A 26,356-nucleotide genomic window follows, 5' to 3' on the forward strand; every position below is an offset into this window, starting at 1 on the left:
CGCAACCATGCGCAAACTCATCATCATCGCTAACGCTAAGCTTCGTGATCAGCTCGCCAGCATCTGAGTTGATGACGTAGAGGGAGGGCCTTCAACTCCCCCGACCAGCCACCACCGGCTTCGCACCCGCCTTGCGCGCCTGTCGCAGCACATAGGCCCGGATATTCTCCGATTGTTCCGGCGTCAGGATCTGGCTGAAACCGACCATGCCCTGATCCTGGAGCACGCCGTCGATCACGATCGATTTCCACAGTCCGGCGTCGCGCAGCGCGCCCGATCGGCGCAGGTCGGCGGTATAGAGCACCGACGCGTTGGCGCCGTGGCACACCGCGCAGGTCCGGTCATATTCGGCCATGCCGAGATCGGGATTGCCCGTGGAGGTGAGGCCGGCGACATTGATCGCCGCGGGCGATACGGTCGCGGCCGGGGCCGGTTTCGCGACGCCGCCCAGCTTGAACACCATCAGCCGGCCATTGGCGCGGGCGTGATCGGGAACGATCTTGCCGACCAGCGCGCCGGCGCCGCCGAACCCCGCCATGACCGCGATATATTGTTCGCCTTTCACGCGGTAGCTGATCGGCGGAGCGATGATGCTCATGCCTGCGTCGAACGACCAGAGCTTGCGACCGTCATAGGCGTCATAGGCCGACAGGATGCCGTCCATGTCGCCCTGGAAGACGAGGTCTCCCCCGGTCGCCAAGGTGCCGCCATTGACGAACCAGCGATGCGGGATCGACCAGCGCGCCTTTTGCGCGACCGGATCCCAGGCGAGCAGCTGGCCGGTCGTCGCCTTGCGCACCGCATCCAGCTGATCCTCGGGGAATTCACTCATGGCGATGCCGGCATTCTGGCTGATCGGCCGGTGCTCGAATTTGGCCAGCCGCTCATAGACGCCGGTGGTGAGCTGGACCGGGATATAGACCAGTCCGGTGCGCGGGCTGTACGACATCGCCTGCCACGAATGCGCGCCGAAGGGGCCGGGCTGCAGCATCGCGGGCGATTTCTCGTAATGCGCGCCGGGCGACAGGATCGGCCGGCCGGTCTTCATGTCGATCCCCTTGGACCAGGTCACGGGCACGAAGGGTTTGGCCGAGAGCAGCTTTCCAGTCTTGCGGTCGAGTATGTAGAAATAGCCGTTCTTGGGCGCCTGCATCACCACGTCACGATCCTGGCCGTCGATCTTCAGCCGCGCGGACATGATCTGCTGGGTCGCGGTATAGTCCCACGCGTCCTGCGGCGTCGTCTGGTAATGCCAGGCATATTTGCCGGTATCGGGATCGACCGCGACGATCGACGACAGGAACAGATTGTCGCCCTTGCCGCCCGAACGCACGAAATAGTCGAACGGGCCGCCATTGCCGGTGCCGATATAGAGCAGGTTGGCGTCGGGATCGTAGGTCAGCGCGTCCCAGGCCGTCCCGCCGCCGCCGCTGTTGCGCCATTCGCCATCGCCCCAGGTCGCGGCGGCCTTGTCGCGCAGTGCCTCGTCCGACGCTGCGCCGTCGGGCTGGCCCTTCGGATTGGGGGTCAGGTAGAAGCGCCAGGCGAGCTTGCCGGTCTGCGCGTCATAGGCGGTGACGAAACCGCGCACGCCCATCTCCGCGCCGCTATTGCCGATCACGATCTTGTCCTTCACCGCGCGCGGCGCACCGGTGATGGTGTAGCGCATCTGGGCGGGGGCGCCCTCCAGCGTGTTGACCGACCAGGCAAGCTTGCCGGTCTTCGCGTCGATCGCGACCAGCCGGCCGTCGAGCGTGCCGACCACGACCCGGCCGTTCGACACCGCGACGCCGCGATTGACCGCATCGCAGCACGCGCTGACCAGTGCCTTGCGCGAGGTCTGCGGGTCGTAGCTCCAAAGCTGCTTTCCGGTCGCCGCGTCGAAGGCATAGACCAGGGACCAGGCGGTGCTGACATAGATCACGCCGTCGACCATGATCGGCGTCGCTTCCTGACCCCGGTCGCTGTCGACTTCCTGCGACCAGGCGAGACCGAGCTGGCCGACGGTCGACCGGTTGATCTGATCGGCCGGGCTGAAGCGCTGCTCCTGCTGATCTCGCCCGTAGAAAGGCCATTCGTCAGCCGATGCGCTCTGGCTCGTCGCGCCGCCGCACGCCGCGAGCAGCATCGTCAGCCCGCCCCCGAGGATCGTCAGAAACCGCTTCATCACTCGTCCCCCGCATATGTCAGGCCAGTATCGACGGCTCTTCGTCCAGGATCACGGTCTTGCTTTCGAGATAGGGCATCAGCCCGGCCCGGCCGCCTTCGCGCCCGATTCCCGATCTTTTGAAGCCGCCGAACGCGATGCCGAAATCGCTGCGGAACGCATTGTGCCCGACCGTGCCGGCGCGCAGCCGCCGCGCGACATGCATCGCGCGGTCGCGATCGGCGGTGAAGACCGAACTGTTGAGGCCGAAATCGCTGTCATTGGCGAGCGCGATCGCTTCGTCCTCGTCGCGCGCGGGGATCACGCAGATCACCGGCCCGAAAATCTCCTCGCGCGCGATGCGTGCGTCATTGGGCACGTCGCCGAACAGGGTCGGTTCGACATAATAGCCGCGATTGAGCCCCGCGGGCCGGCCGCCGCCGGTCGCGAGCGTCAGCCCGTCCGACCGGCCACTCTCGATATAGGTCTGAACCCGTTCGAGCTGCCGCTTCATCGACATCGGCCCCATGCCGGTCGACGGATCGAAGGGATCGCCGACATTGACCTGCTTCATCGCCGCAGCGAGCCCGTCGAGCAGCGCGTCGTGACGGCCTTGCGGCACGATGACGCGGCTGAGCGCGGAGCAGAATTGCATGCCGAGCATGCCGACCTGCGGCGCGATCGCTTCGATCACGGTTTCCAGCGGTGAATCGTCGAGCACCACCGCGGCCGATTTGCCGCCCAGTTCCAGCGTGGCGCGTGCCATGCGTCCGCCGCAGATCGACGCGACGCGCTGACCCACAGCGCTGGACCCGGTGAAGCTGATCTTGTCGACACCCTCGTTGCGCACGAGCAGCTCGGATTCGGCGCGGTCCGCCATCACTATGTTGACCACGCCGGGCGGAATGCCGAGCGCCTCGACGATCTCGCCGAGCAGCACCGCTTCGAGCGGCGCCTCGGGCGACATCTTCACCACAGTCGTGCAGCCCGCGAGCAATGCCGGCGCCAGCTTGGATGCGAGCATCAGGATCGGGCCGTTCCAGGGGATGATCGCGCCGACCACGCCGACGGGCTCATGGATCAGCAGCCCGACATTGCCGCCCGCCGTCGGCGTGTGGCGTTCGACGAAGGGGAATTCGGTCGCCATCCGTGCATAGTCGCGGAAGATGCCGGATGCGGCGGCGACCATATGGCCGCCATAGCCGATCAATCCGCCGACCTCCGACGTCCAGATGCGCGCGAACAGTGCGCTATTCTCGTCGAGCGCATCGGCGATGCGCGAAAGGTAAGCACCGCGCTCCTGATGCGGCAGCCACGGCCATGGCCCGTGGTCGAAGGCGTGACGTGCGGCGGCGACGGCGTCGTCGATATCCTGCGCTCCGGCGAAGGGAACGCTGGCGAACACCGTCTCATTGGACGGCGTGACGATGTCGAAAGTCGGGCGATCGCCCGGCTCGATCCACTCTCCGCCGATCAGGAAACGGCCGCGCCTGACTCGTGCCAGCGTGTCTTCATCCCCGGTCATCGCATCTCCTGTCACGCGCTCATCGATCGAGTGCTTGGTGTTCATCCTAACGACGTTTTATATCTGCAGCAAGCGGATCGATCGGCACGCCGGAGCCCGTTCTTTCCTTCGCATATGCGGAAAAACCCGGCTTGATGACGGATGCGGCACGAATATTGGGTCGCGGGGCCATCAAAACTGAGCCGTTGCAATTCCCCTATCGAATCGATATTAGACTAACATTGTCTGTTTCTTTGGCGCCATCCGGTGCCGGGGCGGGTGGTGCAGAGGGCCGGCCACAAAGAAGGGCCCCTGTTTTGGAGAGGGGAATTCGCATGAAGACTCGTGCCATATTGCGGGCGGGTGTCGCGCTTGCCGCATGCCTTGCGGTGCCGGGCTATGCCCTGGCGGCCGGCCAGACTGCTCCGGGGCAGGCGGCTGACGATCAGGCCGCCGAGAACCAGGGCTTGGTCGATATCGTCGTCACCGCACAGCGCCAGTCCCAGTCGCTCCAGCGTGTTCCGATCGCGGTCAGTGCGGTCACTGCCGACGATCTCCAGTCCAGGCAGATCACCGATACGCTGTCGCTCGAAGCGGCGGTGCCGAACCTGACGCTCACCGAAAACGGCGTCTCGGTGACGCCCTTCCTGCGCGGCGTCGGATCCAACCAGTCCAATCCCAATGACGAGGCCTCGGTCGCGACCTATGTCGACGGCGTCTATATCCCGTCGGTCACCGGCAACATCTTCAAATTCAACAATGTCGAGCGGATCGAGGTGCTCAAGGGGCCGCAAGGCACATTGTTCGGCCGCAACGCGACCGGCGGCGTCATCCAGATCGTGACGCGCGATCCCGCGCACGAGCCGATCCTCGATGCGAGCATCGGCTATGGCAAGTTCAACACGATCGAGGCGCGCGCCTATGGTTCGGTAGGGCTCGGCCAGGACGCGGCGATCGATCTCGCCGTCAGCTTCGACAAGAATAGCGACGGCTATGGCCGGGACATTTTCCGAAAGACGGATATCTTCCTGCGCGACCAGTTCGCGGTCCGCTCGAAACTGCTCTGGACCCCGGGCGACACCACCGAGATCCGGCTGACCGCCGATTATAGCCGCCTGAAATCGACGGGCACCGACTATCAGCTGGCACAGGGCGTGATCGGCGCCGACGGCGTCACCAGCTATCCGGGCAAGCGCCGGACCAGCACCGATTTCGCCAATAAGGGCGACAATGAAGTCTATGGCGCGTCATTGCGGCTCGACCAGGATCTGGGTTTCGCGCGCTTCGCCAGCATCTCCGGCTATCGCCATGTGACGGGCGATTTCCATCTCGACCAGGATGCGACGCCGACGCCGATCGTCAAGGCGTTCATCAACCAGTTCGCCGAGAGCTTCTCGCAGGAGCTCCAACTGCTCGCGCCGACGGACTCGAAGATCGACTGGCTGGCCGGCGGCTATTTCTTCAAGGCGAAATACGCTTACACGCCGCTGCGTCTCCAGGGGGCGGCCGCGGCGCCCTTCACGTCGCTCGACCTCTACGGATCGCAGAAGACCGAATCCTATTCGGCCTATGGCCAGGCGACCTTTCCGCTGCTGACCAATACCAAGCTGACGCTGGGCCTGCGCTATACGACCGAGCAGCAGGACACCAAGGGCAGCATCGTCGGCGACGGCATAACGATCCTGCCCGATCTGCCGCAGGACCAGAGTTTCAAGAAACTGACATGGCGCGCGGCGATCGATCATCAGTTCAACGACGATATCCTCGGCTATCTCTCCTATAATCGCGGCATCAAGAGCGGCGGTTTCAACATGATCAATGCCGGTACGCCGGGCTATCGCCCCGAAATCCTCGATGCCTATGAAGTCGGCCTCAAGATGCAGCTCGCGGATCGCACCGTGCGCCTCAACATGGCGGCGTTCATCTACGATTATAAGGACATTCAGGTCTTCAACATCACCGGCGGCGGCGCCGTGCTGACGACCAACGCCGCCGCGGCGCGCGTTCATGGCTTCGATGCCGACCTGACGATCAAGGCGTCGAGCAATCTCACCCTCTCGGCCGGGTTCGGCTGGCTCGACGGCAAATATACCGATTTCCCCAACGCCACCTACACACCGCCTTCGCCGCTGCTCGGCGGTCAGAGCGTCGTCGATGCCACCGGCAACGACCTGATCTATGCGCCCAAGACCAGCGGCAATGTGTCGTTCAACTATCGCATCCCGTCGAGCATGGGCGAGTTCAACCTGAACGGCACCGCCGCCTATCGTGGCAAGGTGTTCGTGTCCGCCGCCAACCGGCTCGCCATTCCATCCTATGTCGTGGTCAACGCCACGCTCGGCTGGCGGTCCACCGACGATCGCTTCGGCGTGCAGCTCTGGGCGCGCAACCTGCTCGACAAGGATTATTATCTCAACCGGACCGAGCAGGCGCTGGGCGACATCCAGTTTCTCGCGCCGCCACGCTCGTTCGGCGTCACGCTCAGCTTCAAGACGCGATAGGTCGCTTATGGTCAGGATCAACTATGTCGATCGGGACGGCACCGCCACGACGGTCGAGGCCATCGAGGGCGCCAATCTGATGGATGCCGCCGTGCGCAACGGCGTCTCCACCATCGAGGGCGAATGCGGTGGCGCGCTGGCCTGCGCCACCTGCCATGTCTACATTCCGGACGAATGGCGGGCGCTGACCGGTGAGGCGTCGGAGGACGAGCGCGAGATGCTCGAATTCGGCGTCGATGTCGACGATCGCAGTCGCCTGGCGTGTCAGATCGCGGTGACGCCGGCGATGGAGGGCATGACCGTGCTCACGCCGCGCAGCCAGCGGTGAGGACGGAGTGGAGAGTGAAATGACCGATCCGGACTATACCCAGACCAATTTCAGCCATCACGATCCGGAGATCATGCAGGATCCCTATGCCGTGTTCGGTGCGGTGCGCGGCGGCAAATGTCCGCTCGGTCATTCGGACGAACTGGGCGGCTTCTATTTCCCGACCAGCTATGACGGGGTGAAGCGCGTCTTCGCGGACTATCGCACCTTCTCGTCGGCGGAAGGGGCTGGCCTGCCCGATCAGCTCGTCCGGCTGCTGCCCGTCGATCTCGATCCGCCCAGCCACACGCGCTGGCGCCGGGTGCTCAACCGCTTCTTCACCCAGGAAGCCGCCGATGCCGACCGGCCGCGCATCCAGGCGCTGGCCGACGAACTGATCGACGCTTTCGCTGCGCGGGGCACCGCCGATCTCGTCAACGAGCTCACCCGGCCGTTCCTCGCCATGACGACATTGCCCGTGCTCGGCGTGCCGGGCACCGACCGGCTGATGCTGTCGGAAAAATTGCTGTGGATGGTCCATAACCGGCTGATCGATCATGACGGCTGGGTGCAGCGTTATGGCGAGATCGCCGACTATCTGACCGCGCTCGTCGCCGAACGGCGAACCGCGCCGCGCCGCGACGACCTGCTGCAATGCCTGATCGAGGAGGAATTCGACGGGCGGATGCTGACCGACACCGAAGGCTATCAAGTGCTGATCCTGGCCTTGTTCGGTGCACTGGATTCGACCAGCTCGGCGATGAGCGGGGCGCTCTATCATCTCGGCCAGCACCCCGATGACAAGCAGCGGCTGCTGGCGGGTGAGGTGCCCTGGGAGGGCGCGATCGAGGAATTCCTGCGCTTCACCACACCGATCCAGGCGCTGCGCCGGACGGTCACCAGGGAAACCGAGCTGGACGGCGGCGCGCTGAAACCCGGCGATTTCGTGCTGGCGCTGAACGGCGCCGCCAATCGCGACCCGGACAAGTTCGAGGAGCCCGATCGCTGCATCATCTCGCGCGACGCGCGCGATCACATGTCGTTCGGCACCGGTGCACATGTCTGTATCGGCCGCCATTATGCGCGTGTGATGATCGAGATCTGCCTGAAGACGGTGCTGCGCCGCATCGGCGACTACGCAATAGAGAAGGGCTTCGAACCGTCCTACACGTCGAGCGAGGCGCGGGCGTTGAAGACCTTGCCGGTGGTGTTTGCGCCCCGGCCGGTGTGACGCCGCCCCATCGTCATTGCGCTCACTTGCTGAGCGCGAACGGAACGGCACGGCCGAATTGCGAGGGCAGGCCGGAAAAATGGTCTTCCTCCGGGAACAGGTCGAAACGGACCTTCAGCCCCTTGTCGCCCAGTATCCTCGCCATATCGCGGGCATTTTCGACCATGTGATATTCCTGGCCCCGCCGGCGCGCCATGATCGCCTGGACGCTGCCGCCGCCGAACGCCTTGGGATCGGCGGCAAGCCGGCTCCGCACCTCGGCTTCCATCTCCGCCTGATAGCTGGCGGACATATATTCCTCGGCCTCGCCGACGCCGATATAGACGCGCGCCGCGCGCTGCGCCGGGCCGGGGGACAGCGCCAGCGCCTCCTTGATCAAGGCGGCGTCGTGCCACCAGATCGACGGGCTCAGCGCCAGATAGGTCTGGAACCAGTCGGGATGGTTCATCAGCGTGCGCAGCGTGAAAAGGCCGCCCAGCGAATGGCCGGCCAGCGTCTGGCGCGTGCGGTCGATCGGGAAGCGTTTCTCGATATCGGGCTTCACCCGCTCCTGCACGAAGCGGATCATCGCTTCATAGCCGCCGCTGTTCGCTGGCACGACCTTGGTGGTGGGGCGCGGCCGATCGGTCGGGGTGGTCAGGTCGTGCGGGCGGCGCTTCATGTCGAAGACGCCCTCGATCGGATAGCCGATGCCGACGACCACCGTCGGCTCCACCTTGCTGCGCCCACCGAAATCCAGGTTGGTGCGGATCACCTCCGACACCATTGGCGTCCAGGCATTGCCGTCCATCACATAGATCACCGGATAGCCCGCCTTGGGCGCCGGCCCGGCGGGCGGCGCGACGATGATCCGGTAGGACAGCCCCTCGGCGGAGGTCATGTCGTGCGATGCCAGCTTCAGAAAGGGTTCGTCGGCATGTCCCGCCGTTGCCGTGGCCAGGCTCGCCAAGAGGCACAGCGCGATAAGTCCGATGCGTTTCATTCCAGAGCCTGCCTGATTTCGTGGAGTCCCGGCAGGATCGACAATCGAAGCGGCTAAAGCCGTAATGTCCTGGGTCGTGGCTTCACAGCGGTCAGCCGGCTGGCGCTCCACTAGCCGACATTACAAGCGGTGGTTATGTTCGCCGGAACCTTAGCCGGGCCGGTGGATCAGACTCGGCGAGGTGATCAGCCGGGGCCTAGGGATAGGCAGAAGAGCATCCACCGCTCCCCCGGCACCAGCACCTGCCAACGCCCCGGTTGCGGTGGTTCGTCAGGCGATTCCCGCCCCCTTGTCGTAGAGGTACAGCGTCACCGGCGAGCGCTGTTCGCTGGCCCATGCCACTGCCTCCCGAAGCGAGATGCTCTCTCGCTGATCATAGGTCAAATCATCATCGGAGGGCGGCTGCTGATCCGCATCCGTGCAGGCATTGTCGTGCGACGTCGCTTCAATGATCGCATTCACTTCACGCCAGCGATACGGTTTCGTTCGTCTGTCGATGATATTGTAAATCATCCAGGAAGTTTAGCGGAAGCGCGAAGTGGCGCAACGGCAGCTTCCCAGCCACTTCCGTTTATAAGCCCACGACCTAACTCGAAATCCTGATCACCGCCGCATCCCCCTCCACCTTCAGGCCATAGGCGTCGCGCAGGAGTGCCACGAAATCATCCATGCCCGACGCACGGAACGTGCCGCCGATCCGGATATCCGCCGCCTCGGGATCCGCGATCTCGATCCGCTTCCGATTGTAGCGGTTGAACTCGGTGGCGGCTTCAGCGAGCGTCGACTGGTCGAAGGTCAGCATGCCGTTGCGCCAGGCGAGCGCGCTTTCCACGCGTTCCTCCGATCGGGCGGCAAGCAGGGTCGATGGGCCGCGCGCGATCGCGATGTCGCCGGCGGTGATGATCGCGGCGGGCACCGTCTGCGCGCTCGCATCGTCCACGCGCACCCGCCCTTCCAGAACCGAGACGGTCACCTTCTCGCCGTCGCGCCGCACCGAGAATTTGGTGCCGAGCACCGTCACCGTGCGGCTGCCGGCATGGACGATGAAGGGCTGCCCCTCGCGATGGGCGACCTCGAAATAGGCCTCGCCCTTGTCGAGCCAGACCTCGCGGTTCTCCCCGGTCATCGCGGTGCGCACCAGCGTCGCCGTGTTCATCTCGATCCGGCTGCCATCGGACAGGGGCACGATCCGGTGCCCGCCGACCGGGGTGGTGAAGCGCGCATCCGCGATCGCCTGCGGCTTTTCCGGCCCAAAGCCGTAGATCGCGGCGCCGGCGCCGACCACCGCCAGCAGCGATGCGGCGATCGCGGTCCACCAGATGCGCCGGGGCCTCTCCCGCCGGGTTTCGAGGGGCTCGACCGTGCCGCCGCCCAGCGCGCGCAATTTGTCCGCCCTGCGCCAATGATGTTCGAGCCGCCAATAGGCCGCCTTGTGCGCCATCGACGCGTCGAGCCAGGCATCGAGCGCGGCCTGCTCAGCCTCGGACCAGTCGGCCTCTTCCCGGCGCATCAGCCACTGTGCGGCGCGATCCTCGATTTCGGCGGCGGGGCTCATGGTTCACCCCGCGTCTTGCGGGCGCGCTGGCGATTCTGCCAGACGATCTTGCCCGTGCCCCCGGCCATGAAATCGACGAGCGCGCGCATCCCCATCACCAATTGACGTTCCACCGCATCCTTGCCCACGCCCAGCCGCTCCGCCGCCTCGCGCGTGCTCAGCCCTTCCAGCTTGCGCAGGCGCACCACTTCCTGGCAGCGCGGCGAGAGGCGGGCCAGCCCCTCCTGCGCGCGGCGCAGTTCGTCGCGCGCCGTCAGGTGGCGGTCGGCGGCCAGCATATCGACGTCGCGATCGACGCTTTCGAGATCGGCGACCAGATCGAAGGAAACGATGCGCGCGCGCTTGGCGGAATTGATCAGATGGTTGCGCGCCAATGTGTAGACGAAGGACGGCGCATTGGCCGGCAGGCCGTTGCTCGCGCTGCTGAGCACGCGTTCGTAGATTTCCTGCCTGATGTCGATCACGTCGTCCGCCACTCTCCAGTTGCGACGGATAAAGGCCGTCAACGCCCGTTCGAGAGGGAGCACCTCCCGGCAGAACCAGGCGTTGAGGGTCTCGTTGTCGATCATCCGCCGGCCGGGTTCCTCCAAACGCTTGGTCGCGATGTATGTGCTAAGACAATCGTGCGCCGAATAGCCGTAATGTCCAATTCGGACGCACCGCAACCGGCAGGGACATTACGGCTTTGTGACGACCGATTGTCTTGTCTCCCCGATGGACCATGGGAATGTGGCCGGCGAACGGGGGGTGATGATGATCAAGAGCTTGGCAGCGGCATTGGCGTGTGGGGTTTGCATCGTCGCGATCGCTTCGCCCGCGCAGGCGCAGACTCGCGAGTATCGTATCCCTGCAGGTGGTCTGAAATCCGCGCTCGACGCCTATGCCCGCCAGTCGGGTCTGCAGGTCATCTATAAGGTCGATGAGGTCCGGCGTGCCCAGTCGGCAGGCGCAAGAGGCACTATTTCGGCGGAGGCGGCGCTTGCCTCGATCCTGACAGGCACGGGTTTCCGGGCGCAGCGGCAAAGTTCAGGCGCGATCGCGATCGTCCAGGGAGCTCCCATCGCGGCTTCGACGGTTTCGCCATCCGTGGAAACCGATAGCGAAAAGGCCGATATCGTCGTCACCGGATCGCGTATCGCCCGCGCGGGTTTCGACGCGCCGACGCCGACGACGGTGATCAACCAGGCTGATCTGCGGCTGGGCAATCCGGTGAGCGTCGGCCAGGCGCTCAACGAGCTGCCGCAGTTCCGCGCGACGATCTCGCCCTCCACCACCGGCGCCAACGCCTCTAGCGGCCGGGCGGCTGCCGATCTGCGCGGGCTGGACGATGTCCGCACGCTCACCCTGCTCAACGGCCATCGTTTCGTGGGCAGTGACGATCTCAACAGCATTCCGCAAAGCCTGATCAAGCGTGTCGAGGTGGTCACCGGCGGCGCCTCCGCCGCCTGGGGCTCCGGCGCGGTCGCGGGCGTCGTCAACGTCATCCTCGACGACAGGCTGGAGGGCATCTCGATCGGCGCCCGAACGGGCATATCCTCTCGCGGGGATGGCGCGCGCTATGGCGCCGAGATCAGCTGGGGGACCCGTTTCGCTGGGGGACGCGGTCATTTCATGGCTGCGGGCGAATATCTCCACGATGCCGGCATCTTCGGGCGCAACGACGGATCGCGCCCCAATCTCGACGCGAACAGCTTCACCCTCCCCAATGGGCAATTGCTGCTGGCGCGCGACGTCAATTTCGTTGACGCGACGCCCGGCGGCATCATCCGCAGCGGCGCCCTTGCGGGCATGACCTTCAATCCCGACGGCAGCCTGAGCCCCTTTGTTGCCGGCAGCCAGAGCAACAGCACCACGACGATCGGCGGCAATGGCCGTAGCGCCAGCGATTATTATCCGGTCAGCGCGCCCTATGAGCGCCTCAACCTGTTCGCGCGGACCAGTTTCGAACTGAGCGACGCCGCGAAACTCTGGGTCGATGCCAGCTGGACGCGGATCTGGACCGATGGCTACCAGATGTTTCCCGAGGCCTTTCGCGCCAGCGCCACCAGCGGTGGTTTCGCGATCTCGCGCGACAATCCCTTCCTCTCTCCTGCGCTCCGCGCGCAGCTCGCTTCCGGACCGGCGACCTTCCGGTTCGGCCGCATATTCGACGATATCGGCCCGGCGGGTGGCGTCAGCTACCGCTATCAGCGCGACGCGGTCGAAGGTGCGATCGGCATAGAGGGGGCGCTGGGCGGCGGCTGGAAATACAGCGCCTCCTATGATCATGGCGAATTGCGCAACGAGCAATATACCTACAACCAGCGCAATCTCCTCACCTTCAACAATGCGCTGGATGCCGTCCGCAATCCGGCGACCAATCAGATCGTCTGCCGGGTCGCGCTCACCGATCCCAACACGCCCTGCCGCCCGCTGAACCTGTTCGGCCGGGGCAATGCCTCGCCCGAAGCCATCGCCTATGCCTCTGGCGGCAGCACAGTGATCCAGACCACCAAGCTTGACGCGGCAAGTGCGGCGCTGCGCGGCGATCCATTCTCCACCTGGGCCGGGCCGGTCTCGATCGCGCTGGGCGTGGACTGGCGGCGCGAGGAGATGAAGACCGATTACCGCGATCCGCTGACCAATGCGGGCGCGTTCCTCTATTCGATCGGCGCGCTCAACGGCAGCTTCACTGTCAAGGAAGCGTTCGGAGAGGTCGTCCTGCCGCTGCTGAAGGTGGAGGGTGCCGCGCTCGAGCTCAACGGCGCGGCGCGCTATAGCGACTACAGCACCAGCGGCGGCATCTGGACGTGGAAGGCGGGCGGCACCTTGCGCCTGTTCGACGATCTGCTGCTGCGCACCGTCTATTCGCGCGACATCCGCTCGCCGAGCATTTCCGAACTCTATACCGGGGTCAGCACCAGCACCGGGACGATCGCCGATCCGTTCAGGAACAATGTCTCGGTCTCCTATATCCGCTATACCGGCGGCAATCCCGATCTGAAGCCCGAAACCGCCAATACGCTGACGATCGGCGGATCCTATTCGCCGTCCTTCGCGCCCGGTTTCCGGATCTCGGTCGACTATTACAGGATCGACATCGCCGATGTGATCGGTACGATCGGCGCGCAGGATCTGCTGACGCAATGTTTCAACGGCAATACGGCGCTGTGCACGCTGATCGCGCGCGACGCGGCGGGAAACATCACGACATTCTACAGCACACGGCAGAATCTGGCGGCGTACAAGACGCGCGGGCTGGATCTGGAAGCATCCTATGTCCTGCCGCTCGAACGGCTGGGTGGCGCCAGCGATGCCAGCATCCGCATCCGCGCGCTGGCGACGCATGTCTTCAAGCTGCAGATCGACGACGGCGTCAATGTCTATGACCGGGCGGGGGATGTCGGCGACAGCGTGGGTTTCACCACGCCGAAATGGAAAGCCTCGGCCAGCATCGGTTATGAAGACAGCCATGTCGGCGCCGATCTGCGGTTGCGCTATGTCGATGGCGGCCTGTTCAACAGCCTGTTGAATATCGCGAACAACAGGATCGCCAGCCGCACCTATGTCGATCTCGGCCTTCGTGCCACGGTCGACCAGTTCACGATCTTCGCCAACGTCAACAATCTGTTCGACAGGGCGCCCGCGCTCGCCAGCTACAGGAGCAACAATTACGATCCGATCGGGCGCTATTTCTCCGGCGGTGTGAAGCTGAAATTCTGATGGAGCGCCTTTCCGCTTCCATAGCCGATCATCCAATGCATATCGGGAGGAAATCGATGCCCGCCAAATCGACGCGCGCGCTTGTCGTCGCCGCATTGTTCGCCTCGCAAGCGGTTCCCGCCGTCGCAGCCAGTCAGGCCGACACCGTCTTCCTGGAGGATATGACGACGAAGGAGGTGCGGGCGAAGCTCGATACGGGCTGCCCCGTCGGCATCATCTTCAGCGCGGGCGGCGAGCAGACCGGGCCGCATGTCGTGCTGGGCAAGCATCTCTTCCGCGCCCGGGTCTATGGTGAAGCGATAGCGCGCAACCTGGGCGACGCGATCGTCGCGCCCGTCCAGCCCTTCGCACCCAATCGCAGTCTCAAGGACGATGTCCATGCCGCATTTGCGGGCAGCATCGGCATCTCGGCGCAGACCTTCACCGCGCTCAACGAAGAGATTGCGCGCAGCCTGATCGATGGCGGTTTCAAGCGCGTTGCCCTGCTCGGCGATCACGGCAACGGGCAAAAGGAGCTGCGCGCGCTCGCCGTGAAACTCGATGCCGAATATGCGGGCCGGGGCGTACGCGTGTTCTTCGTCGGTGACGGCTATGATCGCGCACGCAGGCAGATCGAGGCGGAGAGCATGGCGGCCGGCATTCCCGCGGGCGGCCATGGCGGACTATGGGACACGGCCGAGACGCTGGCGGCCAAGCCCGGATCGGTACGGATGAAGCTGTTGCGCGCCGGGGACATTACCAATGGCGGCAACGGCAAGATGAATGCCGAGGGCTTTTCCGGCGATCCGCGCAAGACGACGCGGGCACTTGGCAAACATTATGCCGCAATCCGCATCCGTTATGCGACCGATGAGTTGCGCGAGTATCTGAAGGATGCGGGTGCCTGTCGTTGACAGCCGCCCGCGTAAAATCAGGAAGCGGGGCGACGGTCTCGGAAAACCGACCGAGACCATCGCCCTTCGTTCGGGTCAGAAGTTCAGCTTCACACCGGCGGAGTAATAACGCCCCATCACGTCATAGTTCGGGTTCACATATTGCGCCTTGGGCGGATCGCGATCGAACACGTTGTTCACATTCATGAAGAAGGTATATTTGTCTGTGACTTTGAACCGTGCACCGAGATCGACATAGGCGCGCGCCGCAACGTCTCCGCCAATAATCTCGGGGCGGGTATAAACGCCGCCGCCAACATAGCGGAAACGTCCATCAATACCGATCGTATCGTCCTCATAGCCAACCATGCCGGTGACGCGCCATTTCGGTGTCGAGAACGACGTGTCGCCGCCGACCACGCCGGCGATTTCCTGACCGGCCAGGTTCAGCGAGAACACATGGGTGGCCAGCAAACGCAGGTTGAGCGCACCCTTGCCCAGCGAGGTACGATAGGCGAGTTCCATGTCCAGACCATCGGTCTTGTACTGCGCCAGGTTCGTGAAGGTGCGGTTGAGCGTCGCGATGAAGCCGTCCGGACCGCGCGTCAGTACGCCGCCGCACAGATCGTCGTTCGGCAATTCTGCCTTGCAACGGTCCACGACCTGTTGGTTCGTCGGCGTGATAATCACGCCCTTGATGTCGATTTTGTAATAGTCGACCGAGAAGCGAAGGCCGGGCGCGAAGCGGGGCGAATAGGAGCCACCCAGGGTCAGCGTGTTCGAGGTTTCCGGATTGAGGTTTGGATTGCCTCCGGTGAAGCTCGTCACCGCCGCGACTTGTTCGCCTGGCTGGCCTTTTCGATATGGATCAGTGACCGGCGCGATGTTTGTCGCGCGTCCGGTGAAGAGTTCGGCGATACTGGGCGAACGGATGTCGCGCGAATAGACCGCACGCAACAGGATGTCATCGACCAGACGCAGTGTCGCGCCGCCCTTCCAGGTCCAAATGCCGCCGCTGTTGCTGTAGTCCGAATAGCGCGCCGCACCGTTTAGCTCGAGCTTGGCCACACCCTCGGCATTGAGCAGCGGAAGATTGATTTCGCCGAAGAACTCCTTGACGTTGAAGCCGCCATTCGTCGGCGCGAAGCTCAGCGGAACCAGCGCCCGCGCAAGCGAGAGCGGATCGACACGGTTGGTGACGAACTTCTCCCAGCGGAAATCGCCGCCGACCGCGACGTCGATCGGCCCCGCCCAGAGCGAGAAGGGCTGACCGCTGACACTGAAGCCGGCGGTATCGAGCTTTGTCGTCGAGATGGATCCACCGTCGGCGAACGAATAGGCGCGCGCGGCATCGGTGATGTTACCGTTGCCCAGAATGTTGATCGGTACGCAGGCCGGATCATTGTTGGTGGTGCTCGCATCGGCGTTCACCCGGCAGGTCGGCACACCGTTCACCAAGACCGAATCGACCGCCCTGTTGAAGTTGGCGGTGATCCGTTGGTTGCCCAGCGTCTGGTTGTTCCGCAGTTCGCCGTGGTTGTAATAGACGTCGTATTTCCAGCTGCCACCGAACGAGCCTTCCAGGCCGGCCGCAGCCTCGATGTTGCGGCGGGTGTAGCTGTAGTTGAGGATCTTGTCCGGGCCGTTATCGTCAAGGATGCGGCCCAGCAGGAACGGACCGGCGATGCCGGCTGCGGCAAGCTGGTTCTTGGCCGTCTGGGTCAGGAAGGCATTGTCCGGCATGATCACCGCGACGGGCGTGTCCGGGAAGAAGCCGAAATCGGCCTTCATCTGGTTGAAGCTGGCATGCGCCCAGACCTTCAGCGCAGGGCTGAATTCATAGCTGCCGCGCACGAAACCGTTGATCCGCTCGTAAGGCGCGCTGACCGAGAGATAGTCATAGACGTGCTGGCCTTTGCCGCCGCTGGTCAGCTGACCGAAACTCTCGCTGCCCAGCGGCAGTGGACCGATCGACCCGTCCGGATTGAACACCAGGTTATAGGGCGCGGCAACCAGATTCAGGATCGAGCCGCCGCGATTGAGAATGGTGAAATTCAGATCATCGACCAGGACCCGCTCGTTGTTGGAGCGCTGGAACACGCCAGCCGCCAACGCCGGCCGCGATGCGCGGTCGAACGCACCCCTGTCCTTCTGATATTCGCCGGAGACCATGAAATGGCCGCGCCCGTCCGCGAAATCGGTGCCCCAGGCCAGGTCCCCACCATAGCGGAGGCCGTCGCCGCGCGACGAGATGCCGGTGTTGAAGCCGGCCTTCAAGCCGGTCAGATCGTCATCGAGGATGATGTTGACGACACCTGCGACCGCGCCCGAACCCCAGGCGGCAGAGGCGCCGCCGGTGACGATGTCGACGCGCTTGACGATGTTCTGAGGAATGACGTTGAGATCGTTGCTGCCGGTGAAACGTATCCCGTTGAGCAGTGTCAGCGTGCGTACCGGCAACAGGCCGCGCAAATCGGCCGTGGAGGCGCCCGAATTGGTGTTGCCGGTCGTCGTCGCCGGCGTTTGGGTCGGGCGGAACTGCGGAATGTCGTTCAGTGCCTGCGCGATGCTCGGCCGGTCGCCCAGGCGAAGTTCCGCCTCACCGATGATGGTGGTCGGCGTCGGCAGATCGAAGCCGCCGCGCTGAATGCGTGAGCCGGTGACGATGATGTCGCTGCCGGTTCCCGCCCGCGCACCCGTCTCCGTGTCCTGTGCCATCGCCGGCATGGAGCCGACCAGTGCACACAGCGCCGCGCCGACATACAAAAATGTCTGATTGTATTTCATGATTTCCTGCCCCTTCCTTGGTTTCGGGTGCAGACCATTCGATCCGGGCGTCCCTAGTCCCGGATCGTTGGCCCGATTCTCTTTTGCTACCCGAAGGGGATTTGATCTTGCCTTGGGTGAGAATGCAATCCCAAATGAGACATTTTTGTCATTTTAGAGAATGAACTGTGTCATTTCTCCTTCTGTGCTGAATCCGCAGCATTTTCCGGTGTACCGGACGGCTTGCGACATAAGGCAGGGCAGCGAAAGATAAATTCTGTTGCCCATCTGCCACATGAAATTCGACACGATCATAGGGACCGCCATCGCGCGTGGGTCACCCGCTCGCAGAGTTTCGGCCCGATCCGCTTCCAATAGCCCCCGGGCGCTCGATCGCCGGCATGGCGTCAGTCTTGCGCGAACCGCTCTCCACATGGCGTGGTCAGCCGCTCAACCGACCCACCGTCACGACAATTTTCGGGGCCGGGAGGCCTTGATCCCGAGGGCGCCGAAACGCGAGCCCGTCGACGATCGTTCGGCGCCGACCGCGGCGTCCTCGGCAAGCTCGTCGATGATCGGGCAGTCGGGCCGGTTGTCGCCATGGCAGTTTTCCGCGAGCTGGATGAGCGTGCGCCGCATCTCGTTGAGCTGGCGCGCCTTGCGATCCAGCTCTGCCGCATGCTCCAGCGCGATGCGTTTGACATCGGCACTCGCGCGCCCGCGATCGCGCCACAATGCTAGAAGATCGGCCATTTGCTCGACCGAAAAGCCGAGCGTTCGCGCGCGTGCGACGAAGCGGAGCGCATGGACGTCCTTCTCCGAATAGTCGCGATAGCCCGAATCGGTGCGCAGTGCCGCCGGGATCAGCCCGATCGATTCATAATAGCGGATCATCTTCGTCGAGACGCCCGATGCCGCCGCGGCCATGCCGATGTTCATGCCTTGCTCCTGCCGCCGCTCGATCCGGGCTGTACTGGAACGCGAAACGCCCGCAGGCGCAAGGCGTTGCCGAGCACGAACACACTCGACAATGCCATGGCGCCCGCCGCGAACATCGGCGACAGCAGCGTCCCGCTCAGCGGATACAGCACACCCGCAGCGACCGGAATCAGGCTGACATTATAGGCGAATGCCCAGAACAGATTCTGCCGGATGTTGCGGATCGTGGCCTTGCTGATCGCGATCGCGGTGGCGACGCCGCGCAGGTCGCCCGACATCAGCACGACGTCCGCGCTTTCGATCGCCACATCGGTTCCCGTGCCGATCGCAAGCCCGACATCGGCCTCGGCCAGCGCCGGCGCGTCGTTGATGCCGTCGCCGACAAAGGCGATGCTGCGCCCATCCGCGCGCAGGCGCTGGAGCGCATCGACCTTGCCCTCGGGCAGCACCTCGGCCACCACGCGGTCGATACCGAGCCGGTTCGCGATCGCCTGCGCCGTGCGCTGATTGTCGCCGGTGATCATCACGACCTCCAGGTCCTGCGCGTGCAGCGCGGCGATTGCCTCCGGCGTCGTGTCCTTGACCGCGTCGGCGACTGCGATGATCGCCGCGAGTGCGCCGTCGATCGCGGCGTAAAGTGGTGTCTTGCCTTCGTCGCCAAGGCGCTTTGCCTCAAGGGCGAAGGGGGTGACATCGATGTTCCGCTGCGTCATCAAACGGTCTGCGCCGACGAGCACGCTCTGTCCGTCGACGCGGGCTTCGGCGCCGAAGCCCGGCAGTGCCATGAAATCGGAGGCTTGCACCGGCTTCAGGTCCGCCTTGCGCGCCGCCGCGACGATCGCGTCTGCGATTGGGTGTTCGGAGAAAGCTTCGACGGCCGCGACGGCGGCGAGCACCGCGTCGCGCGTGAAACCCGGCGCGGTGACGAGATCGGTCAGTTCGGGGCGGCCATTGGTGAGCGTTCCGGTCTTGTCGAGCGCGATCACCTGGGCATCCCGCAATGTCTGGAGCGCTTCGCCCTTGCGGAACAGCACGCCCAGTTCGGCGGCGCGGCCGGTGCCGACCATGATCGATGTCGGCGTGGCGAGGCCCATCGCACAGGGGCAGGCGACGATCAGCACGGCGACCGCGTTGACCAGCGCCAGCCCGAGCGCGGGTTCCGGCCCGAAAATCAGCCAGACCAGGAAGGTCGCGAGTGCGGCCAGGATCACTGCGGGCACGAACCATGCGGTGACCTTGTCGACCAGCGCCTGGATCGGCAGTTTCGACGCCTGTGCCCGTTCGACCATCCGCACGATCTGCGCGAGAATCGTGTCGGCGCCGACACGCGTTGCCGAAACCGTCAGCGCGCCGTTCCCGTTGATCGTCCCGCCCACCACCTGTGCGCCGGGCGCCTTTTCGACGGGAACGGATTCGCCGGTCACCATCGATTCGTCGACGAAGGAAGTGCCCTCGATCACGTCGCCATCGACGGGTATCTTTTCACCGGGGCGCACCAGCACGCGATCCCCGACGATGACGGCATCGATCGGAAGCTCGATCGTCTCGCCGTTGCGGATCACGCGCGCGACCTTGGCGCCGAGCTGGACCAGCCGCCGGATGGCATCGCTGGTGCGCCCCTTTGCCCGCGCTTCGAGAAGGCGGCCGAGCAGGATGAGCGTGACGATCACCGCGGCGGCCTCATAATAGACGTTCGCGGTGCCGTCGGGCAGGATTTCGGGGATGAAAGTGGCGACCACCGAATAGCCCCAGGCCGCGGCGGTGCCGAGCACGACGAGCGCGTTCATGTCGGGCGCGGCGCGGAACAGCGCGGGTACGCCCTTACGGTAGAAGCGCAGTCCGGGGCCGAACAGCACCAAAGTGGTGAGAAGGAACTGGATACGCCAGCTCATGTCCATGCCGATGCTTTCCATCACCAGCAGGTGCAGCGGCGGATAGAGATGCGAACCCATTTCGATCACGAAGACCGGAAGAGTCAGCAAGGCCGCGATCAGAAAGGCACGCCACAGGCTCCGGATTTCGCCGTCGCGTCTTTCGGCGTCGCGATCCGCGTCGTTGCTCCGTTCGATGCCGCGCGCGTCGTAGCCCGCCTGGCGGACGGCGGCCTCCAGATCGCTTACCGCCGTGCCGCCGACATAATGGACCACGGCCCTGCCCGTTGCGAAATTGGCCGAGGCGTCGCGCACGCCTGGCACGCTCTTCAGTGCGCTTTCCACCCGCCCGACACACGAGGCGCAGCTCATCCCCTCGATCGCCAGCGAGGCTTCCCCGGTTTCGGTCGCATAGCCCGCATCCTGGATCGCGCGCGCCACCGCGAGCGGATCGGGCGTGTCGAGAAAGGTCACGTCGGCGCGCTCGGTCGCCAGGTTGACGATGGCGGAGCGCACACCTGGCACGGCGCGGATCGCGCGTTCGACCCGGCCGACGCAGGATGCACAGGTCATCCCCAAGATATGAAAGGCGGCGCTGCCGCCTTCGGACGCTTTCGCTGTGGTTTTCAGCATTGCTTGCGACGCCATGAAACTGGACTCCCGAATGTCATCGCACATGAAATAGGGCTTCCCATCATGGGAAGGTCAAGGGGGCGTGGGCCGAGGGGCGCAGACCGTTTGCCAGCTTGATCTGTCGCATGGCGGGAGTGGTCTGAGCGCGGGGCGGCGCAGTAGATCGATCGGTTTCACGCGATGGCGGAAAGCGGCCGCGATGCGGCGATCACTGCATCATCTCGCCGACCGTTATTTCTCCTCCGGCGCGAAGGGCGTCCGGATCAATCCCGAGCTATCCGCCGATCATGCGCCAAGGGCTATCGGTCTGGCTTTGATCTGCTGATCATCGTTTCCGACAAACGCCTCGCCGATCGGGGCAATTCTGGGAGAAGGCCGAAGATCGGCTCACCCGCGAGTTCGGGATCGCCAAGACGATCAAGATGCCGCTTGCACGTCTCTGTACACTCCTCCTGGAGGCTATCCCGATCTGAAACTATCACGGCCTCATGAATAATGAGTCCGGACCTTGGTCACGACCGTTCCGCCTTGTCCGGAATCAGCCGGTTATGGCCGGGCGCCGCATTGGCGCGCCCATAAGGTGCCGCTTGACTTCATCGGCGGCGAGCGCCTGCAGGCGCTCGATCGCGCTGGTCGAATACCAGGCGGCATGGGGGGTGAGGATGAGGTTGGGGCAGGTGCGCAGGGGGGAATCGAGTGGCAGCGGCTCAGCTTCGAACACGTCGAGTGCCGCGCCGCGCAACAGCCCGGATTCCAACGCACCGGCAAGGGCGTCGGGGTCGACAAGACCGCCACGCGCCGTGTTGACCAGCGCCGCGCGGCCCGGTTTGTCGGCCAGCCTTTCGGCATTCACCACATGCCGCGTTTCCGGCGTGAGCGGACAGTGCAGCGTGATCACGTCGGCGCGATCGAACAGCGTGTCGAGCTCGACGGCATCCGCGCCGAGTTCCGCGAGCACCGCGGGATCGGCATAGGGATCGGCGACGATGCTCTGGAAGCCGAAGGGCTTCAGCCGCGCAAGCACTCCCTGGCCGATCCGGCCGAAGCCGATGAAGCCGACGGTCGTGTCCGCGAAGCTTTGTAGCGCGCCGGCGACCCCGACCGCATCCCATTTTCCGTCCCTCACGGATTGATCGAGCGGCAGCAGGCAGCGCAGCGTCGCGAGGATGAGCGATACCGTATGGTCTGCCACTTCCCCGGTGGCATAGTCGGGTACATAGGCGACCTTGACCCCGCGCGCCTGTGCGGCCGCCAAATCGATATTGTCGAGCCCGATGCCGTAGCGGACGATGAGCGAACCCGGCGCCAGTTTCGCGATTGCCTCCGCCGTCACCTGCGCGAACTGGACGATCAATATGTCCGTGCCGTCGGCTGCCGCCGTCACATCGTCGGCGCTGGCGCATTTCGCTTCCACGAATTCGGCGCCGAATTCCTGCGCGACCGCGCGTTCCTGCGCCAGCGCGGGAAAGGTCGCATCGGTTACGGTGATCTTCATGGTCAGTCCTCGCGAGTGTGCGGTGGCGCCTGCCTGGGCAGTGCGTCTTTGATTTGAACAGGAGTCGGCGGGCACTGGTGTCCCCGGGGCGCGATTTCAGTCGATCAGGCGCACCGTCTGGCGCTGCACGCCGAGCCCCTGGATCCCCAGCGAGACGCGATCGCCCGGCTTCAGATAGACTGGCGGGCGTTGGCCCATGCCTACGCCCGGCGGCGTGCCCGTCGCGATGATGTCGCCCGGCTCGAGAGTCATGAAGCGGCTGATGTAAGAGACCAGAAAGGCGACGCCGAACACCATGGTCCGGGTCGAACCGTCCTGCATCCGCTTGCCGTTGACCTCGAGGAACATCGCGAGATCCTGCGGGTCGCCGACTTCGTCGCGCGTGGCGAGCCAGGGTCCGACCGGGCAGAAGCTGTCCAGGCTCTTGCCCTTCAGCCATTGCCCGGTGCCTTCGAGCTGGAAGGCGCGCTCCGATACGTCATGGACGACGGCATAGCCCGCGACATGGTCCAGCGCGTCTGCCTCGCTCACCCGCGTCGTCCGCTTGCCGATCACGACGCCGAGCTCGACTTCCCAATCGACCTTGTCGGCATCGGGTGGGATACGGATATCGTCTTTCGGCCCACAGACCGATGTGTTCGCCTTCATGAAAAGCACCGGCTCGGACGGGACCGGCATGTTGGTCTCGGCGGCATGGTCCGAATAGTTGAGCCCGGCGCAGACGACCTTGCCCACACGCGCGACCGGGCAGCCGAGCCGTTCGCCCTCCGGCACGGTGGGCAGGTCGGCGACGTTCGCCTGGCCCAGGCGATCGAGCACGCGCTCGAAATCCGCTTCCTCGCCAACGACTGACGAGGCGTCGCGGACGACGTCCGTATCGTCCACCAATCCATATCGTTCCGACCCTGCGGGACCGAACCTGACAATGCGCATAGCTACCCCTTTGATGATGCTGCCGGCGAACCGGTTTCAATATGTCGCGCGGCCGCCCGATAGATCGAACACCGCCGCCGTGGTGAAGGAATTCTCCTCGGTCGCCAGCCAGCAGATCATCGACGTCGCTTCCGCGATCTCGAGCATGCGCCCACGCGGGATTTTCGAGAGGATGTATTCGATGTGTTGCGGCGATTGCGTCATCGAAAGCGATGTTTTGGCAAAGGCCGGGGTGACCGCATTCACCGAGATGTCGTGCACGGCCAGTTCCTTGCCGAGCGACTTGGTGAGCGCCAGCAGGCCCGCCTTTGCGGAACTGTATGCCACTGCGTTCGGATTGCCTTCCTTGCCGGCGATCGAACTGACGTTGACGATCCGGCCATAGCCCGTCTCGATCATATGCGGCACGATCGCGCGGCAGCAATAGAACGCGCCGGTCAGGCCGACATTGATGACGTCACGAAAGGCTTCGGGCGGATATTCCCAGGTCGGCACGTTCGGCCCGACCAGCGCAGCGTTGTTGATGAGGATGTCGATCCGGCCGAAGCGATCGATCACCGCGCGCGTGGCCGCTTCGACGGCGGCGAGATCGCTCACGTCCACACGCTGGCGCAGCACGGCCGCGTTTGGGTCGATGCGTTCGCCCGCACTTTCCAGGACATCGCTGTCCCAGTCCCACAGCGCGACCGCGCCACCGCCCGCGACAATACGTTCCGCGACGCCGAATCCGATGCCCTGTCCGCCGCCGGTGACGACGGCGACCCGCCCTTCGAAATCATAATGATTCGAAGGGGTGCGGTCCGCGGCATCGGGGTGGGAGGAGGTTTGGGTCAACATCCATCTCTCATTCTATTAATTCGTCATTGTTGATAGCAATAAGTATGATTACATGGCCCGTGTCAAGCATGTAATTGAAGACTTAACAAGGGCTGGATGGCATGAAAATGGCGGCTTCGGCGTCCGATTATCGCGACCTGGCGCAGCGCAGGCTGCCCCGTTTCCTGTTCGAATATGTCGATGGCGGGTCTTATGACGAGGTCACGCTGCAGCGGAATCGCGCCGATCTCCAACGGGTCGCTCTGCGGCAGCGCGTCCTGCGTGACGTGTCCGACGTGGATCTCGGCGTCGAGATTTTCGGGCGGCGGCAGGCGATGCCGGTCGCGCTCGGCCCGATCGGACTGGCGGGGCTTCTGGCCCGGCGCGGCGAACGTCAGGCCGTTGCGGCGGCGGAAAGTGCCGGCATCCCCTTTTGCCTCTCAACCGTCTCGGCCTGTTCGCTGGGGGAGGTTGCGGAGATCGCCGGCCAGCCCTTCTGGTTCCAGCTCTACATGATGCGCGATCGCGGCTTCGTGAACACGCTGCTGGAGGATGCGCGGGATCGTGGCTGTTCTACGCTGATCTTCACGGTCGACATGCCTTTGCCGGGGTCTCGCTATCGCGACTATCGCTCCGGATTGGCGGGCACGCCGGGCCTGCGCGGCGCGGCGCGGCGTCTTGGCCAGGCGCTGCTCCGGCCGGACTGGGCGCTCGACGTCGGGCTGAGGGGAAGGCCGCATAGCCTGGGCAACGTAGCCGGGTTGCTGGGCAGGAAGAGCGGCCTCGACGATTTTCTGGGCTGGATGCGAAGCAATTTCGATCCCGGCGTCACCTGGCGCGATCTCGAACATATTCGCGGCGCTTGGTCAGGCCCGCTCGTCATCAAGGGCATTCTCGACGCGGAAGATGCTCGCGCCGCGGCCGCGCTCGGTGCCGACGGGATCGTCGTCTCCAATCATGGCGGTCGCCAACTCGACGGCGTTCCGTCGACTGCCGAAGCGCTCCCCGCGATCGTGCGCGCGATCGAGGGGAAATTGACGATTTTCGCCGATGGCGGCGTCCGCTCCGGGCTGGATGTCGCCCGTATGCTCTGCCTCGGTGCCGATTGTGTCCTGCTTGGCCGGGCCTGGGCCTATGCGCTCGGGGCCGGGGGCGGGGCTGCGGTGCGGCATATGCTGTCGCTGTTCGAGGCGGAACTGCGTGTCGCCCTGAGTCTGACCGGCGTCACCCGGATAACGGACCTGGACCGCGGCGCTCTCGCCGAGTGACGATATCCGCCCGGGGGCCGACATGGACGTTTACGGGCGCGCATATTAGTGTGCCGCATAATCCTGGATTCATATGTCAACATGCGAGCGAACAGCCAATGAAATCCGTCGAGGGCAAAGGACTGCACGGTCGAGTGATCCAGGACCTTGGCCATGCCATCGTGTCCGGAGAGTTCGCGCCTGGATCGACGCTGCCGGGGCAGGAAGAATGCTGCGCCCGGCTCGGCGTGAGCCGTACCGTGTTGCGGGAGGCACTGCGGGTGCTGGCGGCGAAGGGCCTGGTCGATGCCAGGCCGAAGGCCGGCACCTTCGTACTGCCGCGAGAGAATTGGAATTTCCTCGATCCGGACATCCTCGAATGGCGACTGGGCACCGACGATCGCAATGACGTCCTCGATCAATTGTACGAACTCAGGCACATGGTCGAACCGACCGCGGCCTTTCTCGCGGCGTCACGTGCCAAGCTGCACGATTTTCGCAAGATGGGTGAGGCGTTCGACGCCATGGCAGCCGCGGGGCGCAGCCATGACAGTATCGAATCCGACCTGGCGTTCCATCGCGCGATCATCGAGGCCTGCAACAACGATCTGTTCGCTTCCCTCGGCCGGGTCGTGGAATCGGCGCTGATCATCAGCTTTCGGATCGGTGCCGACAATCCCGACGGCGTCGAGCATTCGCTGGCGATGCACAAGACGATCCTGGATGCGATCGTCGACCGGAACGGAACTGAAGCCCGGAACGCCATGCGCAAGCTGATCGACTATTCGAAGGGCACGGTGGCCCGCGTCACCGAGGAAAAGCGCGACTCACCCCGCCGCCAATCGAAGCTTTGATC

The 26,356-nt window shown here is 64.4% G+C and carries 19 protein-coding genes; 7 read left to right on the plus strand and 12 right to left on the minus strand.

Going from position 1 to position 26,356, the window contains the following annotated elements; all coding sequences use genetic code 11:
* Nucleotides 1–91 precede the first annotated feature (91 nt).
* Nucleotides 92–2,167, minus strand: a complete 2,076-nt coding sequence (locus tag AC3WN8_RS24945) for a PQQ-dependent dehydrogenase, methanol/ethanol family (RefSeq protein WP_492672209.1) — start codon at nucleotides 2,165–2,167, stop codon at nucleotides 92–94.
* A 19-nt stretch (nucleotides 2,168–2,186) separates the two neighbouring features.
* Entirely contained in the window at nucleotides 2,187–3,671 is a 1,485-nt protein-coding gene (locus AC3WN8_RS24950; protein WP_492672210.1) for an aldehyde dehydrogenase, read from the minus strand.
* Between the two features lie 314 nt (nucleotides 3,672–3,985).
* On the opposite strand from AC3WN8_RS24950, the gene AC3WN8_RS24955 reads away from it, so the two are divergent.
* The 3 genes from AC3WN8_RS24955 to AC3WN8_RS24965 are packed head-to-tail and all read left to right on the plus strand — an operon-like array spanning nucleotide 3,986 to nucleotide 7,689.
* Entirely contained in the window at nucleotides 3,986–6,151 is a 2,166-nt protein-coding gene (locus AC3WN8_RS24955; RefSeq protein WP_492672211.1) for a TonB-dependent receptor, read from the plus strand.
* Nucleotides 6,152–6,158: 7 nt separating this feature from the next.
* Nucleotides 6,159–6,479, plus strand: a complete 321-nt coding sequence (locus AC3WN8_RS24960; protein ID WP_492672212.1) for a 2Fe-2S iron-sulfur cluster-binding protein — start codon at nucleotides 6,159–6,161, stop codon at nucleotides 6,477–6,479.
* A 19-nt stretch (nucleotides 6,480–6,498) separates the two neighbouring features.
* Nucleotides 6,499–7,689 (plus strand): cytochrome P450, encoded by a 1,191-nt coding sequence (locus tag AC3WN8_RS24965; protein ID WP_492672213.1) that lies wholly within the window; start codon nucleotides 6,499–6,501, stop codon nucleotides 7,687–7,689.
* Nucleotides 7,690–7,711: 22 nt separating this feature from the next.
* On the opposite strand, the gene AC3WN8_RS24970 is transcribed toward AC3WN8_RS24965, so the two are convergent.
* The 4 genes from AC3WN8_RS24970 to AC3WN8_RS24985 form a co-directional block, all read right to left on the minus strand.
* Nucleotides 7,712–8,671, minus strand: coding sequence for an alpha/beta hydrolase (locus AC3WN8_RS24970; protein ID WP_492672214.1), 960 nt, complete (start codon nucleotides 8,669–8,671; stop codon nucleotides 7,712–7,714).
* A gap of 270 nt (nucleotides 8,672–8,941) precedes the next feature.
* The gene (locus AC3WN8_RS24975) at nucleotides 8,942–9,184 is read right to left on the minus strand and encodes a hypothetical protein (RefSeq protein WP_492672215.1); all 243 of its coding nucleotides are present in this window, start codon (nucleotides 9,182–9,184) and stop codon (nucleotides 8,942–8,944) included.
* Nucleotides 9,185–9,257: 73 nt separating this feature from the next.
* Entirely contained in the window at nucleotides 9,258–10,226 is a 969-nt protein-coding gene (locus AC3WN8_RS24980; protein WP_492672216.1) for a FecR family protein, read from the minus strand.
* Nucleotides 10,223–10,795, minus strand: coding sequence for an RNA polymerase sigma factor (locus AC3WN8_RS24985; RefSeq protein ID WP_492672217.1), 573 nt, complete (start codon nucleotides 10,793–10,795; stop codon nucleotides 10,223–10,225). Before AC3WN8_RS24985 ends, AC3WN8_RS24980 begins: the two co-directional genes overlap by 4 nt.
* A gap of 184 nt (nucleotides 10,796–10,979) precedes the next feature.
* Here AC3WN8_RS24985 and AC3WN8_RS24990 point away from each other — a divergent pair, with 184 nt between their 5' ends.
* Together AC3WN8_RS24990 and AC3WN8_RS24995 are read left to right on the plus strand one after the other, a co-directional pair.
* Nucleotides 10,980–13,928: a TonB-dependent receptor gene (locus tag AC3WN8_RS24990; RefSeq protein WP_492672218.1), complete on the plus strand. Its 2,949-nt coding sequence runs from the start codon at nucleotides 10,980–10,982 to the stop codon at nucleotides 13,926–13,928.
* A gap of 56 nt (nucleotides 13,929–13,984) precedes the next feature.
* Nucleotides 13,985–14,821: a creatininase family protein gene (locus AC3WN8_RS24995; RefSeq protein WP_492672219.1), complete on the plus strand. Its 837-nt coding sequence runs from the start codon at nucleotides 13,985–13,987 to the stop codon at nucleotides 14,819–14,821.
* A 75-nt stretch (nucleotides 14,822–14,896) separates the two neighbouring features.
* On the opposite strand, the gene AC3WN8_RS25000 is transcribed toward AC3WN8_RS24995, so the two are convergent.
* The 6 genes from AC3WN8_RS25000 to AC3WN8_RS25025 all read right to left on the minus strand — a co-directional run bounded on the left by AC3WN8_RS25000 (nucleotide 14,897) and on the right by AC3WN8_RS25025 (nucleotide 24,274).
* On the minus strand, nucleotides 14,897–17,587 hold the full coding sequence (locus AC3WN8_RS25000) for a TonB-dependent receptor domain-containing protein (RefSeq protein ID WP_492672220.1): 2,691 nt from the start codon (nucleotides 17,585–17,587) through the stop codon (nucleotides 14,897–14,899).
* Nucleotides 17,588–18,031: 444 nt separating this feature from the next.
* Complete coding sequence (gene cueR / locus AC3WN8_RS25005; RefSeq protein ID WP_492672221.1) at nucleotides 18,032–18,505, minus strand: Cu(I)-responsive transcriptional regulator; 474 nt, start codon at nucleotides 18,503–18,505, stop codon at nucleotides 18,032–18,034.
* Nucleotides 18,502–21,024: a heavy metal translocating P-type ATPase gene (locus AC3WN8_RS25010; RefSeq protein WP_492672222.1), complete on the minus strand. Its 2,523-nt coding sequence runs from the start codon at nucleotides 21,022–21,024 to the stop codon at nucleotides 18,502–18,504. Before AC3WN8_RS25010 ends, cueR begins: the two co-directional genes overlap by 4 nt.
* Nucleotides 21,025–21,547: 523 nt before the next feature.
* Nucleotides 21,548–22,504 (minus strand): C-terminal binding protein, encoded by a 957-nt coding sequence (locus AC3WN8_RS25015; RefSeq protein ID WP_492672223.1) that lies wholly within the window; start codon nucleotides 22,502–22,504, stop codon nucleotides 21,548–21,550.
* Between the two features lie 96 nt (nucleotides 22,505–22,600).
* Complete coding sequence (locus AC3WN8_RS25020) at nucleotides 22,601–23,437, minus strand: fumarylacetoacetate hydrolase family protein (RefSeq protein ID WP_492672224.1); 837 nt, start codon at nucleotides 23,435–23,437, stop codon at nucleotides 22,601–22,603.
* Nucleotides 23,438–23,473: 36 nt separating this feature from the next.
* The gene (locus tag AC3WN8_RS25025; protein ID WP_492672225.1) at nucleotides 23,474–24,274 is read right to left on the minus strand and encodes an SDR family NAD(P)-dependent oxidoreductase; all 801 of its coding nucleotides are present in this window, start codon (nucleotides 24,272–24,274) and stop codon (nucleotides 23,474–23,476) included.
* A gap of 101 nt (nucleotides 24,275–24,375) precedes the next feature.
* Here AC3WN8_RS25025 and AC3WN8_RS25030 point away from each other — a divergent pair, with 101 nt between their 5' ends.
* A complete protein-coding gene (locus AC3WN8_RS25030) occupies nucleotides 24,376–25,521 on the plus strand; it encodes an L-lactate dehydrogenase (protein WP_492672226.1) in 1,146 nt (381 codons plus the stop codon).
* 98 nt (nucleotides 25,522–25,619) lie between these two features.
* The gene (locus AC3WN8_RS25035) at nucleotides 25,620–26,354 is read left to right on the plus strand and encodes a FadR/GntR family transcriptional regulator (protein ID WP_492672227.1); all 735 of its coding nucleotides are present in this window, start codon (nucleotides 25,620–25,622) and stop codon (nucleotides 26,352–26,354) included.
* Nucleotides 26,355–26,356 lie beyond the last annotated feature (2 nt).

It is taken from the genome of Sphingobium sp. FW305-3-2-15-F-TSA7 (assembly GCF_058787155.1).